The organism is Novosphingobium decolorationis, assembly GCF_018417475.1.
Classification (GTDB): domain Bacteria; phylum Pseudomonadota; class Alphaproteobacteria; order Sphingomonadales; family Sphingomonadaceae; genus Novosphingobium; species Novosphingobium decolorationis.
In genome coordinates, this window is record NZ_CP054856.1 from 1,541,157 (window position 1) to 1,556,220 (window position 15,064).

At 68.4% G+C, this 15,064-nt stretch carries 9 protein-coding genes and 1 tRNA gene; 8 read left to right on the forward strand and 2 right to left on the reverse strand.

Annotated features, from left to right (window positions below; genetic code table 11):
• Positions 1–9 precede the first annotated feature (9 nt).
• The 4 genes from HT578_RS06980 to HT578_RS06995 all read left to right on the forward strand — a co-directional run bounded on the left by HT578_RS06980 (position 10) and on the right by HT578_RS06995 (position 3,123).
• Positions 10–1,332 (forward strand): replication-associated recombination protein A, encoded by a 1,323-nt coding sequence (locus tag HT578_RS06980; protein ID WP_213503027.1) that lies wholly within the window; start codon positions 10–12, stop codon positions 1,330–1,332.
• Positions 1,293–2,237 carry a hypothetical protein gene (locus tag HT578_RS06985; protein ID WP_239026538.1) on the forward strand — a complete coding sequence of 315 codons (945 nt, stop codon included), beginning with the start codon at positions 1,293–1,295 and terminating at the stop codon, positions 2,235–2,237. The genes HT578_RS06980 and HT578_RS06985 overlap by 40 nt, the downstream gene beginning before the upstream one ends.
• Positions 2,238–2,313: 76 nt before the next feature.
• Entirely contained in the window at positions 2,314–2,958 is a 645-nt protein-coding gene (locus tag HT578_RS06990; protein ID WP_213503030.1) for a flavin reductase family protein, read from the forward strand.
• A gap of 89 nt (positions 2,959–3,047) precedes the next feature.
• A tRNA-Thr gene (locus tag HT578_RS06995) sits at positions 3,048–3,123 on the forward strand.
• A gap of 28 nt (positions 3,124–3,151) precedes the next feature.
• On the opposite strand, the gene HT578_RS07000 is transcribed toward HT578_RS06995, so the two are convergent.
• Entirely contained in the window at positions 3,152–4,246 is a 1,095-nt protein-coding gene (locus HT578_RS07000) for an acyltransferase family protein (RefSeq protein WP_213503032.1), read from the reverse strand.
• 427 nt (positions 4,247–4,673) lie between these two features.
• Positions 4,674–5,492 (reverse strand): hypothetical protein, encoded by an 819-nt coding sequence (locus HT578_RS07005; RefSeq protein ID WP_213504556.1) that lies wholly within the window; start codon positions 5,490–5,492, stop codon positions 4,674–4,676.
• Positions 5,493–5,844: 352 nt separating this feature from the next.
• On the opposite strand from HT578_RS07005, the gene HT578_RS07010 reads away from it, so the two are divergent.
• From HT578_RS07010 to HT578_RS07025, 4 genes are read left to right on the forward strand one after another with little or no spacing between them, the layout of a single operon-like run.
• Positions 5,845–6,261 (forward strand): hypothetical protein, encoded by a 417-nt coding sequence (locus tag HT578_RS07010; protein ID WP_213503034.1) that lies wholly within the window; start codon positions 5,845–5,847, stop codon positions 6,259–6,261.
• Complete coding sequence (locus HT578_RS07015; RefSeq protein ID WP_052322270.1) at positions 6,261–6,998, forward strand: cellulose synthase operon protein YhjQ/BcsQ; 738 nt, start codon at positions 6,261–6,263, stop codon at positions 6,996–6,998. The genes HT578_RS07010 and HT578_RS07015 overlap by 1 nt, the downstream gene beginning before the upstream one ends.
• On the forward strand, positions 6,995–11,476 hold the full coding sequence (gene bcsA / locus HT578_RS07020) for a UDP-forming cellulose synthase catalytic subunit (RefSeq protein ID WP_213503129.1): 4,482 nt from the start codon (positions 6,995–6,997) through the stop codon (positions 11,474–11,476). The genes HT578_RS07015 and bcsA overlap by 4 nt, the downstream gene beginning before the upstream one ends.
• Positions 11,473–15,063 carry a cellulose biosynthesis protein BcsC gene (locus tag HT578_RS07025; RefSeq protein WP_213503131.1) on the forward strand — a complete coding sequence of 1,197 codons (3,591 nt, stop codon included), beginning with the start codon at positions 11,473–11,475 and terminating at the stop codon, positions 15,061–15,063. Before bcsA ends, HT578_RS07025 begins: the two co-directional genes overlap by 4 nt.
• Position 15,064: the final 1 nt, after the last annotated feature.

Below are 15,064 nucleotides of genomic sequence, written 5' to 3' on the forward strand. Positions count from 1 at the left end.
GGAACCGCCATGGCTGACCTGTTCGGAGATGATCTGCCCCCGCCCGAGAGCGAGGAACCGCTGGCCGAGGACGCCCCGCTGGCCGACCGCCTGCGCCCACGCACGCTGGACGACGTGGTGGGCCAGGAGCACCTGACCGGGCCCGAAGGCGCGATCGGGCGCATGGTGGCCGCGGGCAAGCTCTCCTCGATGATCCTGTGGGGCCCGCCCGGCACCGGCAAGACCAGCACCTCGCGCCTCTTGGCCAAGGCGGTGGGCATGCGCTTCGCCGCAGTCTCGGCCGTGTTCTCGGGCGTCGCGGACTTGCGCAAGGCCTTTGCCGAAGCGGAAACGGCAGCCAGGGCGGGCCAGCGCACGCTGCTTTTCGTGGATGAGATCCACCGCTTCAACCGCGCCCAGCAGGACGGCTTCCTGCCTTTTGTCGAACGCGGCACGGTCACGCTGGTGGGCGCGACCACCGAGAACCCCAGTTTCGCCCTCAACGCAGCGCTTCTCAGCCGCGCGCAGGTGCTCGTCCTCAACCGTCTCGACGAGATGGCGCTCTCCATGCTGCTCGCCAAGGCCGAAGCGCTGGAAGGCCCCCTCCCCCTCACCGACGAGGCGCGCGCGGCCCTTATCGCCACGGCCGATGGCGACGGGCGTTTCCTGCTCAACCAGGCCGAAACGCTCTACGCCGCGCACATCGAGGAACCGCTGGGCCCGGGCCCGCTCGGCAAGTTCCTGCAGCGGCGCATGGCGGTCTACGACAAGGACCGCGACGGGCACTACAACCTCATCTCGGCCTTTCACAAGTCGGTGCGCGGTTCCGACCCGCAGGCCGCGCTCTACTACATGGCGCGCATGCTGGTAGCGGGCGAGGAGCCGCTCTACATCCTGCGCCGCCTCGCCGCGATCGCGAGCGAGGACATCGGCCTCGCCGATCCGCAGGCGATGGTCCAGGTCATGGCCGCCAAGCAGTCCTTCGAGTTTCTCGGCTCGCCCGAAGGCGAACTCCCGCTCGCCCAGGCGGTGATCTATTGCGCCAGCGCGCCCAAGTCGAACGCGGCCTGCCTGGCCAAGGGCATCGCCATGGAGGTCGCGCGCGAGACCGGATCGGTGGCCCCGCCCATGAATATCCTGAACGCGCCAACCAAGATGATGAAGGACATGGGCTACGGCGCGGCCTACCATTACGACCACGACCAGCCCGATGCCTTTTCGGGCGACAACTACTGGCCCGACGGCGTGCCCGCGCAGGAGTTCTACAAACCCAACGAACGCGGCTTCGAGCGCGAACTGAAGAAGCGCCTCGAATGGTGGCAGAAGAAGCGCGTCGAGCGGCGCGGCGGCTGATCGCGGTGGTCCTCGCGCCCCCCGCCTTCGACCATTTCCTGGCCATCGACTGGTCAGGCGCGCGCGGGCGCCATCACAAGGGCATTGCGCTGGGCCTGTGCGGGCAAGGGACAGGCGCGCCCGCGCTGCTCTCCCCGCCCTCCCCGCGCGGCTGGTCCCGCGAGGCGGTGCTGCGCTACCTGCGCGAGGACCTGCCCGCGCGCACGCTGGTCGGCCTCGACCTTGGCATCGCGCTTCCCTTTGCCGATGCAGGCACCTTCTTCCCCGGCCTTGCGCAAAGCCCGGACACAGCCCGCGCGCTGTGGGCGCGGATTGACCGCATCTGCGAGGGCGAGGAGGACCTGGGTGCCAATGCCTTCGTCGACCACCCCGATTTCGCGCCCTATTTCCGCCGCCATGGCGGCCGTGAGGGCGCGCGCTTCCATCTGCCCGCCAGCGACCACCGCCGCGGTCGCCTGCGCGTCACCGAGGCGGCGCAGGCGCGCCTCGGCTGCAAGCCCTACTCCAACTTCAACCTCGTGGGCGCGGCGCAGGTCGGCAAGTCCAGCCTGACGGGCATGCGCCTGCTCCACCGCCTCACCGGAACGCTTCCGGTCTGGCCAATCGATCCGCTGCCTCCCTCGGGCAGTGTCGTCTGCGAAATCTACACCACGCTCGCCGCCGTCGAGGCCGGGCGCCGGGCGGGCCGCGCCAAGATCACCGAGCGGGGCGAGCTCGATAGAGCGCTGGACGCTCTGGGATCGCAGCCGCGCGGGGAGACCGGCCCGATCGACGACCACAGCGCCGACGCGCTTGTGACCAGCGCCTGGCTGCGCGGAGCCGCGGCGCGGCGGGAACTGTGGCACCCGCCCGAACTTACCCCTGAACTGGCCACACGCGAGGGCTGGACCTTCGGCGCCCTGTAATCCAGACGCACCCCAGAGACAGCGGATGCGCCAGGCGGGACCACACCGCACCCGCGCCCCAAGGAGAGACGACCCCATGGATTTCGATTTCGCGACGCTGACCCCGCAGGAACGCTACAAGCTGCTCGGCTCCAGCATCACCCCGCGCCCGATCGCCTGGGTCGCCTCGCAATCGGCGGCGGGCGTGGGCAACCTTGCCCCCTTCAGCTTCTTCAACGCGATGGGCGCAAACCCGCCGCTGATCGCGCTCGGCCTCATCACCCGCGCCGACGGCCAGCTCAAGGACACCGCGTCCAACATCCTGGAAACCGGAGAATTCGTCGTCCATCTCGTCAGCGAAGCGCTGGCGCCGGCCATGAACATCACGTGCATGGACGCGCCCGCCGACATCGACGAGACGGCCCTCGCAGAGCTGAAGACCGTGCCCTCCAGCGCGGTCGCCGTGCCGCGGCTGGCCGATGCGCCGGTCGCCATGGAATGCCGTCTCTACCAGGCGATCCCGGCAGGCAGCACCACCATCGTCCTTGGCGAAGTGCTCCACTTCCACATCCAGGACGCCTACATCGACGCCGAGAAGCTCTACGTCGACACGGTTGGCCTCGACCTTGTCGCGCGCATGCACGGGGGCGGCTGGTACGCACGCCAGAGCGACCTGTTCGACATGCCCCGCCCCGTCTACGAGGACTGGCAGGCGCAGCGCGGAAAAACCTCCCAGGGTTAGGAAATCCGGCTTTTCCCCACCTTGGCGAAAATCCCGCTGGACCAAGTGGCCTTGAGCTTGGTAAGGGCCCCGTCTCTTGAGAGACGTGTGCCGGTTTAGCTCAGCTGGTAGAGCAGTTGATTTGTAATCATCAGGCCGCGGGTTCGACTCCTGCAACCGGCACCACCTTCTCCTTCCCCAGCCATTCCAGCAATCACGCGAACCGGCGGCTCAGCCGCGCGCCATGGCCGTTCAGGATCATCTGGACCGGGCGCTCGAAACCGTAGGTCGAGACCGCGGCCATCAGGATGCTCAGCGCCACAATGGCAAGGCCCAGCGCAAGGTCCGGGACCCGCCCCGAGAGCCAGGGTTCCAGCGTCCACATCACCGGCTTGTGCAGCAGGTAGATGGCGTAGGACACCGCGCCCAGCTGCGTGAACACGGGCCAGGCGAGATACCGGAATGGCCCGAGGCCGCCCAGTGCGGCCAGGAAGACGAGAACCGGCATGCCGAAGGTGACGGGATCGATGAAGTTGGGCAGCATGGGAAAACCGGCCATGCGCCGCAATTCGGGCAGCGACAGCGGCACCAGCAGCAGAATGATCCAGCCAAGGCCCTGCAAGCCAGGTGCCCGTGCGGCCTTGAGAAAAGCCCGTGCATGGCGGTGCAGCAGATAGCCCGCGATCGTCCCCAGGAAGAAGGCGTGAAACCAGTAGGGAAGGAACTGGTTCCCGCGAACGGTGAGGCGCAGCAAGGCCAGGGCAAGCAGTTGCGCGGCAAACCCCGCTGCGATCCAGACTCCGAGCGGAAAGCGCTTCGCCGCCGCCCAGATCAGCACGAAGACGAGATAGTACTGCACCTCGACGGGAATGGTCCAAAGGACACTCGTGCCTGTCACGAGAGCCACCGGCCACACCCATTCCCCGCCGGACAGATCGAAGAACCGGATCGGGCCGCCCGCCCCCACGACCAGCGAAAGGGCAATGACCAGATAGAAGAGCGGGAACACGCGGGCGATCCGATGGGTCGCGTAGCGTAGCACCTGCTCGCGGGTGAAAGCGCGCGGACCATAGAGGAAGGCCATGAGAAAGCCGCTCAGGAGGAAGAAGAGAAGCACGCCCATCTGTCCGGTTCCCTCTCCCAGGACATGGGGAAAGTACCCAGCGTTCGCGCAGTGCGACACCACCACGGCCATCGCCGCGACACCGCGCGCGCCATCAAGCGCGGGAAAATGGCGCGGGAGCTGGTGATCGGAAGCAGGGCTGGCGTCAGCGACCCGCTCCTCAACAAGGGACTGGCCTGCCGTCATCCGCCCTCCCCGACTGGTCACGCCATTCGCGAAACCTTCGCGAACAGGTGCCCTTGCAAAGCAGCGCAGCCCCGTGGCGGCAAGTTCGGCAAAGGGACTACTACCAATAGGCCCGACGTCTCTCGGCCGGGGCGCGGCACCTGTTAGCCAACGCCTTAACCTCTTGCGAAATCAGGCAAGGGGCTACTCCGCGTATTCGGACACGCGCGAAAGCGGGAAAAAGGATAAAAAGGGGTCCGAGGGCCATCGCCCTCGGGCTCCCAAAACTGTCGAGCGCACCTCTCGCACCGAGAAAGGCGAGGTCGCCCATTCAGGGGTCCAAGGGGCGATGGCCCCTTGAAAGGCATTTCACTTCTTACTCAGCCTTGCTGACTTGCACAGACAGGCAGGCGTTTACGATTCGCCTGCCATGTCTCGCACCGGCGCGTCAGCGGCGCAGCAGGCTGCCCAGCCAAGCGAAGAAACGGCCGATTCGCGCCAGAAGCGATTCGCTTTCGGGGGCGGAGACCTCTTCGGCCTGCATGCGCGCGCGCAGGGCATGGCCCGAGGCCGAACGCACCGGAGCCGGCTCGGATTCGACCTGCGGTGCAAAAACGGCTTCGACCTGCGGCGCGAAAACGGGCGCGGGCTCGGCCTCGACAGGTGCCGGGGCCAGCGGGGCGGGAGCAGGCTCGGGCATGGGAGCCGGACGCGCCGCAACCGGCTCGGGGGCAGGAGCGGGCGTCGGGGCGGGCTGGGCGCTCGGCGCAGCCTTTCCGAACAGCGAACCGTAGGCGGCTTCGTCCAGGCCCTGCTCGTCCTCATCCTCGCCCCCGTCCTCGAAGGCCGCGTCCTCGAAGGCCGCCGGGAACGGATCGCGACCGAGGACCGAACCCTCGCCGCCCAGCGCACCGAAGCGCGGCGTCGGGCTGGCGGATGCCGGGATATCCATGGATTCCGAGGGCATCGATTCCGAAGCCATCGGCTCTGCGGGGATCGGAGCCGCAGGCATATAGGCCGCGGGCTCGGGGGCCTGCGGGGCCGGAGCCTCGGGAACAGGGGTGTTCAGGCTGGCCGAATCGACCGCCTCGACGGGCGTGAGGCCCTGCATGCGGACCGGACGTTCCATGGGAATCGCCTCGCCGAAGTCCTGGACCGCGACCATGTCGAGTTCGCGCAGCGCGTCGCGGCGCTCGCTGTCGTCGAGCATGAGCACCGGCTTCTTGCGCGGCCGCCCGCCGGATCGCTCCGAACGTCCCATCTTCATCAATCCTCCGTAAGAGTACCGATCCGAAGCGACTTCGGACTCGCAATCGTCGGTTTCCTGCGGCCCATCGAGGGGCGGCAGCAAGTCTTCCGGCGTGTAATCATCCACGCCGTCGTCCCGGTCGAACGTTGAAAAGTGCTGGACGTCCATGGTCCTCGTTCACGTAGCTAGCAAGGTGTAGACTCGTCTAGCGCCGAAGGTTTAGGATTTCCTTACAGCCTTAAGGTATTCGTATATAAGTGCCTTCCGAGGGCGGTGAGCCCCCCTCACGGTTGGCACACTTGCGAAAAAGGTTAAGTCATTTGTTAACCATTAAGTGCCAATCCCTAAGAGCACTTACAGGGGGCACCGCATGAGAGTTGACGCTTCAAACCTTCTGAATCGGCTCGGCCGTCAGGACTTCTCGTACAAGGAGTTCGAGGACCGATTCACCGAGCTGGAGCTGTGGCCGATGCTCGAGGCGCTGCTCAAGGACCCGCGCCTGCTCGAACTCGACGGCGCGGCGGCCAGCGGCGCAGCTGCCCCTGCCCCGGAAAAGCTGCCGAGCGCGCAGGCCCCGGCAGCCGAGTTCGCCCCCACGCCCCCACGCCCGGCCGCGCCACCGGCTCCCGAGCCTGTGGCCACCGATTCGATCGGCGCCCTGTTCCGCCGCTACGAAGGCCCCAACGCGGCCGCGGCCCCTGCCCCGCCTGCCCCTGCGGGATCGGGCCAGGACGTGCGCGCGATGCTGCGCCACCTGTCCGAGCTGGGTTCGCGAGGAGAGATCTGATGGCCCTCATCGTCTGCCATTCGCCTAAGGGCGGCACCGGCAACACCTTCCTCGCCGCGCACATGGCGCTCGGGCTGGCCGAGGCCGGAGCGGACGTGACCGTGCTCTCCATGGCCGCGCACGACACGCTCCCCTTCCACTTCGCGCTGCCCCCCTCGACCACGCTGTCCGCGCTCCATGCCCCGAGCGAGGATGCGGTGGTGGTCTCGGGGATCGACCTGCGCCATGCGCAGAACGCGCCCAATGACCCCGACTTCATCCCGATGCTCAAGGACCTGGGCTACTTCCAGACCGGCCGCGAGCGCACGCTGATCCTCGATGTGCCCTCGTGCGAGCGCAACCTCGCACGGCGCCTCGTCAATCACGCCTGCGCCCACCTGTGCGCGCTCGACACCGCGCCCGAGACCCTCGCGCTGCTGCCGCAGATGTTCGACGAGGCGGGCAAGGGTGGCCTGTCGCGCACGTCGTTCGTGATCAACCGGCTCGATGACACCCGCCGCCTCGCGCGCCACAACGCCGCCTTCGTGCGCGAACTGATGGGGCCGCGCCTGATCGGGCGCATCCGGCTGGACGAATCGGTTCCCGAATCGATCGCGATGCTCCAGACCCTGGCGCGCTATGCCCCCTCCAGCGCCGCGCTCGCCGACGTGCGCCGCCTGGTCGACATCGTCCTGCCCGCGCTCGATACCGACATCAGCATCTGGTCCGGCGCAAAGAGCTCGAGCTACGCCGCATGATCAAGGCGCTGACGTCGACGCGCGCGCTGCGCTACCTTGCCCTCATCCCCATCGTCTTCATCGCGGCGGTGGTGATCGCGGTGCCGCTGGACGGGACCGCACAGTGGGTCTGCGCCGGCGTCACGATTGCCGGCGCGGTGGCGCTGCGCCGCTGGAAGAGCCCGCGCGGCGGCCTTGCGCTGGGTCTCCTCGCGATCCTCGTGTCGACCCGCTACATCGTGTGGCGCACGACGCAGACGCTCTCCTTCGGCACGCTCCCCGAATTCGCCTTCGGCGGCGTCCTTTACCTGGCCGAGCTCTACGCCTGGGTCATCCTCATGCTGGGCTTCCTGCAGACCAGCTTCCCGCTCGAACGCCCGGTGATCGAGCCCGAGGGCGATCCCGAGGACTGGCCGACCGTCGACATCTATATCCCGACCTACAACGAGAGCCTCGAGATCGTGCGCAACACCGTGTTTGCCGCGATGGATCTCGACTACCCGGTCGAGCGCTACCGCGTGTTCATCCTCGACGATGGCAAGCGCGCGGAATTCCGCGCCTTCGCCAAGGAAGCGGGCTGCGGCTACATCACGCGCGACAACAACCTGCACGCCAAGGCGGGCAACCTCAATGCGGCGATGAAGAAGACCGACGGCGAACTGATCGCGATCTTCGACTGCGACCACGTGCCCACCCGCGCCTTCCTCCAGCTGACCATCGGCTGGTTCCAGAAGGACAAGCGCCTCGCCCTGATCCAGACCCCGCACCACATGTACTCGCTCGACCCGGTGCAGCGTAACCTCGCTTCCACGATGGGCGACATGCCCGGCGAGGGCGACCTGTTCTACGGCCCGGTCCAGGGCGGCAACGACCTGTGGAACGCGACCTTCTTCTGCGGCTCCTGCGCGATCATCCGCCGCGAAGCGCTGGAAGAGACCAACGGATTTGCCGGCGAGACGGTGACCGAGGACGCGCACACCGCGCTCAAGCTGCAGCGCACCGGCTGGAACACCGCCTATATCAGCGCGCGCCTGTCCGCAGGGCTCGCCACCGAGCGCCTCGTCCTCCACGTCGGCCAGCGCATCCGCTGGGCGCGCGGCATGACCCAGATCCTGCGCATCGACTGCCCGCTCTTCGGCAAGGGCCTCACCTGGCAGCAGCGCCTGTGCTACCTCAACGCCATGCTGCACTTCCAGTACCCGATCCCCCGGATCGTGTTCCTGACCAGCCCGCTCGCCTATCTCATGTTCGGCCAGAACATCATCCAGGCCTCGGCCTCGCTGATCTTCGCCTACGCCATGCCCCACCTCTACTGCTCCTCGGTCGCCAACGAGCGCACGCAAGGCTCGGACCGCCGTCCGTTCTGGGGCGAGGTCTACGAGACCATCCTGGCCTTCCACCTCGTCAAGCCGACGGTGATGACCTGGTTCCAGCCGCGTAAGGGCAAGTTCAACGTGACCGACAAGGGCTCGCTGCTCGACAAGACCTACTTCGACTGGGCCATCGTCAAGCCGCACCTGATCTGCGTCGGGATCATCGTTGCGGGCATGCTCATGGCCATCAGCAAATGGGCCTTCTTCCCCTACATGTTCAACATCCAGACCGATACGCTGGTGCTGAACCTGGCCTGGGCGATGTTCAGCCTGATCATCCTCATCGCCGCCATCGCGGTCGCGCGCGAGACGCGCCAGGCGCGCCAGGACATCCGCATCCCGGTCAAGCTCCCGGTCAGCGCCTACCTCCAAAGCGGGCACGTGGTACCCGCCACCACCCTCGACATCTCGATGGGCGGCGCGGCGCTGGCCTTGCCCGAGGAATTGCCGGTGAAGGACCGTTCGGTGCGCCACATCACCATGTCGATGGGCAACGAAGTGCTGTGCATCCCCGTCGAGACGATGCGCACCCAGGGCGCAAACACCTATGTGCGCTTTGAAAAACTCGATATCATGGCCGGTCGCCACCTCGTGCGCGCCGTCATGGGCCGGGCCGACGCCTGGCAGCCTGTTGCTCCCCGCGAATCCGTTACCGGACTTCGCTCACTTGCGGATATCATCTTGGTCGACCTGGTTACCCTGAAGCGCATGCTGCGCCTCAACTTCGCCGAACGCCGCGCGATGCGCCAGGCCGAGGCGGACAACGACAACTCTGCGTCGAGCGCCGCCGACGCGGAAAAGGACAGCGCGAACAAGGCCGAGGCAAAGAGCAAGGAAAAGGGCAAGGCCAAGGAAAAGGGCAAGGCAGCCCGGATCGCCAAGGCCGCCGCCATCACCGGGGCCCTGCTCCTGGGCACGGCGGGCATCTTCTTCGGCGCCAGCCAGAGCCATGCCGCCACGGCCAGCGCGAGCGAGGCCACCCCGGCCGCGCTTGAAGGCGATGGTCTCACCGACCGCCTCACCTTCGAGGACCTGCGCGTCACCACCCCGATCCGCCTGCTGGGCACCCAGGGCGAGATGGGCATCCCCTTCGGCATGCGCCAGGACCGCGTCGTCACCAAGGCCACGCTCGTCCTGCAGATGGCCTGGTCACCCTCGATGCTCGACGACCTGAGCCAGCTGGTGGTGATGCTGAACGGCGAGGTGGTGGACACGCTGCGCCTCACCCGCGCCAACGCCCAGGGCCGGATCGTGCGCGTCGCGGTCAACCCGGCGCTGTTCCTGCCCGGCGACAACCAGCTCAACCTGCGCCTCATCGGCCACTACGCGCGCGACTGCGAGGACCCGTTCCACTCCGCGCTCTGGGCCAATATCTCGAACACCCGCTCGTGGCTTGATGTCGAATACGCGCGCCTGCCCTACAAGCCCGACCTTGCCCGCCTGCCGCTGCCCTTCTTCGACAAGGGCCAGAACATGCCGCTCGACATGCCCTTCGTCTTTGCCGGCGCGCCCGGCCGCGGCGAACTGGAGGCGGCCGCCGCCTCGGCGTCCTGGCTCGGCTCGCTAGCGAGCTACCGCGGCTTCACCTTCAAGCCGGTCATCGGCGCGCTGCCCAGGGGCAATGCGATCGTCTTCCTCAAGAGCGGCCAGTCGCTCCCCGGCCTCGAGATCGCGCCCGCCCAGGGGCCGAGCGCGGCGGTCGTGCGCAACCCGGCCGATGCGGGCGGAACCCTGCTCGTCCTGATGGGCCGCAACAACGGCGAATTGCGCCTTGCCGCCTCCGCCGTGGCCATCGGCAAAGGCGTCTTTGGCGGCGCGCGCATGAGCTTCGAGGGCGTGCGCATCCCGGTCTGGGACCGCTACAGCGCGCTGCGCTGGGTCTCGACCGAGAAGCCGGTCAAGCTGGGTGAGATCATGGAGCCCTACGCGCTCCAGGGCATGGGCATTCGCCCCGGCCCCATCTCGGCCCGCTTCCGCATGGCACCCGACCTGTTCTTCTGGCCGCGCCAGGGGGGCCGCCTGAACCTGGGCTACCGCTACCCGGTCGCCAAGTGGATGGACCGCCGCGCCTCGCGCCTCGACGTCTCGCTCAATGGCCAGTATCTGAAGACGCTGGGTCTGGGCGGTGACTGGTGGGATGGCCTCCTGGGCCACGCCAGCGCCAAGAGCCACGATTCCGAGGCCACCCTGACCCTGCCGCGCTACACCATGTTCGGGCAGAACCAGGTCACCTTCGACTACAACATGATCATCGCCGACAAGAAGAAGTGCACCGGCACCCTGCCCGAGAACGTGCACGTCTCGGTCGATCCCAACAGCACGATCGACCTCACCTCGGCCTACCACGCGATCCAGATGCCCGACCTTGCGACCTTTGCCAGCGCGGGCTTCCCCTTCACCGTCAGCCCCGACCTGTCGCAGACGACCGTGATCATGGGCGAGAAGCCGAGCACGGCCGCGATCCGGGCCTTCCTCGAGCTGATGGGCCGCTTCGGGGATTCCACCGGCGTTCCCGCCACCTCCGTCACGGTGGCCACCGACGTCGATGCCGATGCCCTCTCCGCGCAGGACGTGCTGGTCGTGGGCGGCACCGCGCTTGCGGGCCACGAGGAGCTCTTCGAAGGCTCGCCGCTGCGCTTTGCAGGCGGCCGCCTCTCGGTCTCCGAGCGCTCGATGCTGCAGAACGTCGCCGCGCTCTTCGGTGGCACCGAACGCGACGATCCGATGGCCGCTGAACCCGTGATCTACAACGCGCGCGGCTTTTCCGGGATCGTCAGCTTCCGTTCGCCCTTTGCCTCGGACCGCACTGTCGTCGCGCTTCTGGCCGACAGCGGCCCGGCCCTGCCCCAGCTCGTCGAGGGCATGGCCGATGCCAAGATCAACGCCATGATCCAGGGCGACCTCTCGGTCACCGAGGGCGATGGCATGGCCAGCTTCGCGCTGGGCGAGCGGTACTGGAGCGGCTCGCTGCCGTTCTGGATGAAGATCGCCTACTGGATCAGCCAGCGCCCGCTGCTGCTCGGCGTCTTTGCCCTCGCGCTGGCCATCGTGCTCGCCAGCCCCGCCTATCTCTACTTCCGCCGACAGGCCCAGCGCCGCCTCGGCGCCGAGGACGACAACGCATGATCGAGCCCCGTGTCCCCTTCCCGACGCGCAGTCGCGCCCTGCGCACGGCGGCTCTGGCCGCGCTGCTGGGCGGCTGCGCCATGGGCTCGGTCCTCCCCGTCGCCGCCCTCGCCCAGGACGACGGGGTTGCTGCGCTGATCGAGCAGGCGAAGTACTGGCGCTCCAAGGGGCGCGAGGACCTTGCCCAGCAGGCCCTGCGCCGCGCGCGCGCCATCGATCCCGACAATCCCGCGATTGCCGCCGCCTCCCGCGCCGCACCCGCGCCTGCCCCGCAGGCCGAGAAGCCTTCGCGCCAGAGCCAGTCCGCCGCCCGCACGAGCGCGCCAGGCCCCGCGCGCAGCGCCGCACCGGCCCGCCGCGCAGCCCCGGCCCGGCCCAGCGCGGCCGACCGCGCAGGCCGTGCCCGTGTGGCCGGTTTCGAGGCTCTCGAAGGCGAACGCCTCGAAACCGCCGCCACCGAGTTCGAGAAGGCCCTTGCCATCAATTCCCGCGATCCCGATGCGCTGGGCGGGCTTGGCATCGTGCGCCTGCGCCAGCAGAGGTTCGCCGAGGCGGCTGACCTGCTCGAACGTGCCTCGCGCGCCGGGAAAGCCAGCCAGTGGGCCGAAGGGCTTGCCTCGGCGCGCTACTTCGCGGGCGTCGCGGACGCGCAGGACCTGCTCGACCGGGGCCAGCTGGGCGCCGCCCAGGCCCGCGCCGAGGAACTGGTCCGGTCAAACTACTCCGAACCGGCCCCCGCGCTGGAGATCCTCGCCCAGGTCTACGAGCAGCAGGGCCGCTACGCCGACGCTGCCGACCTCTACCGCCAGGCCGCCGAGGGCGCCAATGCCGACGAGAACCGCCTGCAGATGCGCGCCGCGCGGGGCCGCGCCCTTGCCGCGGCCGAACGCGGCGATGACACCGGCGCCGTCCAGGAGTTCCAGGCCGGGCTCATGGCCGATCCCGAGGACCCGTGGATCCGCTACGAATTCGCCCAATACATGATCAAGCGCGGGCGCATGCCCGAGGCGGAATCGCTGCTGCGCGCGCTCGTCAGCATCGGCGCGCCCGACGCGCTCTATGCCGCCGCGCTCCTCAACGAGGACCTGGGCCGTCCTGCCGAGGCCGAGCGCCTGCTTTCGATGATCCCCGAGACCCAGCGCACCGCGCCGATGCGCACCTTCGCGATCGGGGTGAAGACCGACGCGGCGATCGCGCGGGCCCGGGCGCTTTCCCAGAACGGCCAGCGCGAGCAGGCGCTGGGCTCGCTGCGCCAGCTGGGCGAGATGCGCGCCATTCCCGTAGGCAAGCAGGCCGCCATCGCCAGCGCCCTGTTCGACCTGGGCGATCAGGCCGGTGCCGCCGAGGTCGCCCAGCGCGCGCTCAACGGCGAAGTGACCGACCTTGGCGAATACGAAGGGCTGATCGGCGTCCTCGTCCAGACCGGCCGCGACGACCTCGCCCAGACCGCCCTCCAGCGCGCCGGGCAGATGGCCGGCTCCTCGCCGCAGGGCCAGCAGGCCTATGGCCGAATGCAGGCGACGCTGATGATCGGGCAGGCCGACCGCGCGCGCCTTGCCGGGAGCTACGCCGAAGCCTTCGACATCCTCCAGAGCGCGTACAGTTCCGCGCCCGACAACGTCGAGATCCTCGCCGGGCTCGCGCGCCTGTACGAGAACGGCAACATGGCGCCGCGCGCCGCGCAGACCTGGCAGCTGTACCTGGCCAAGAAGCCGGGCGACAAGGACGGCCTGATCGGCCTTGCCCAGAGCGCCCAGCGGGCGGGCGACGGCAGGCTCTCCGACGAGGCGGCCGACGCGCTGCTGCGCTCCTACCCGCAGGACTACCAGGTCTACATGGCGCTCGCCGATGTCGAGCGCGTCGCGGGCAACGAGAGGAAGGCGGTGCGCTACCTCAAGCAGGCGCGCGAACTCTACGCCCGCCAGCACAACGCGACCAGCGTTGTGGCGCTGGGCGGCAATCCCTTTGCCGGGATGCAGGGCCAGGCCGGAGCCAACCCGTTCCGCAACCAGGGCCCGGCCATGGCCCAGCCCCAGCCGGTCAACCCCTTCGCGCTGGGCGGCGGCACACGCCTTCCCGCCCCCTCCTACGCCCCGCAGGCCCAGCCGATGGGCGGCTATGGTGCCTCTGCAGGCTATGCCGCGGCGAACGAGAGCTACACGGGCCAGGGGTATGGCGCCCAGGGCTACGCAGCCCAGGCCTCCAGTGCGCCGAGCTACGATGCGGGCCCCGATTATAGCCAGGGCCGCGCCGCCCCCGCCTACGCCAGCCGCAGCGCCTCCGCGCCCGCCGCCTTCGCAGGCAGCGCCACCGCGACGCAAAGCGCGGCCGGATACGGCGCGGGCGCTGCCCCCGCCCCCGCCTACGCCCCTGCAGGAGCCCCGCAGAGGGCAGGAGCGAGCATACCGACCCGCTACGGCGGTGATCCGGTGCTGGCGCGGATCCAGTCCGAGATCGCCGAACTGGCGCAGGACACCGGCCCGCGCGGCGAAGTCCAGACCGCCTACCGCCGCCGTTCGGGCGAAACCGGCCTCAGCCAGCTCGACGAGATCAAGGGCTCGGCCGAACTCTCGACCGGCCTTGCGGGCGGGCGCGTCTACGCCAAGGCCGAAGCCAGCGTCATCGATGCAGGCCGTCCCACCGGCTCGGGGCTTGCCCGCTTCGGCGCGAACGGCGTGATCGAGGCGGCCGCAATTGTCGCCGAGCAGCCCTCGCCGCTCGTCAATGCAGACAGCCAGCACGCCTCGGGCGTCGCGTTCTCGGCCGGGTATACCAACGACTTCGCGCAGGTCGAAGTGGGCACGACCCCCATCGGCATGGGCGAAACGAAGGTCACCTACCGCGCCGCGGCGACCCCCAAGATCGGGCGCGACGTGCGCGCCAGCGCCTGGGTCGAACGCAAGCCCGTCACCGATTCGGTGGTCTCCTATGCAGGCACCCGCGATCCCGTCACCGGGGTGCGCTGGGGCCAGGTCATGCGCTTTGGCGCAGGCGGCGGGCTGTCCTACGACCGCAACGGCAACGGCGTGTACGGCGAGGGCCGCTACTACCGCTTCACCGGCACCAATGTCGCGAAGAACTCCGGCTTCGAGGCCAACGCGGGCGGATACCTGCGCGCCTACCAGGGCCGCACGGACTCGGTCACGGTCGGCCTCAACGTGAACTACCAGGGCTACGACAAGAGCCAGAACTACTTCACCTTCGGCAATGGCGGCTATTTCAGCCCGCAAAGCTTCATCTCGGTCGGCTTCCCAGTGAACTACGCGATCGAGGACGAACGCTTTGTCGGCCGTGCCTCGTTCACGCCCGGTTTTCAAAGCTACAGCCAGGATCGCAGCTTGCTCTATCCGACCGAACCTCTCCTCCAGGGCCTGCTCGATGGCCTCAAGCTCGAGAACGACGACGTGCGGTCCTATTATGACGGGATCAGCGAGACGGGTTTCGCGTTGTCGGCAGAGGGCGAACTTTACTACAAGCTGAGCAACTCCACCCGCATCGGGGGCGAGGCCAGCTACAACACGTTCGGTTCCTACGATGAATTCCGCGGCATGCTCGGCGTGCGCCAAAGCTTCGGGAGTACGAAGTAAC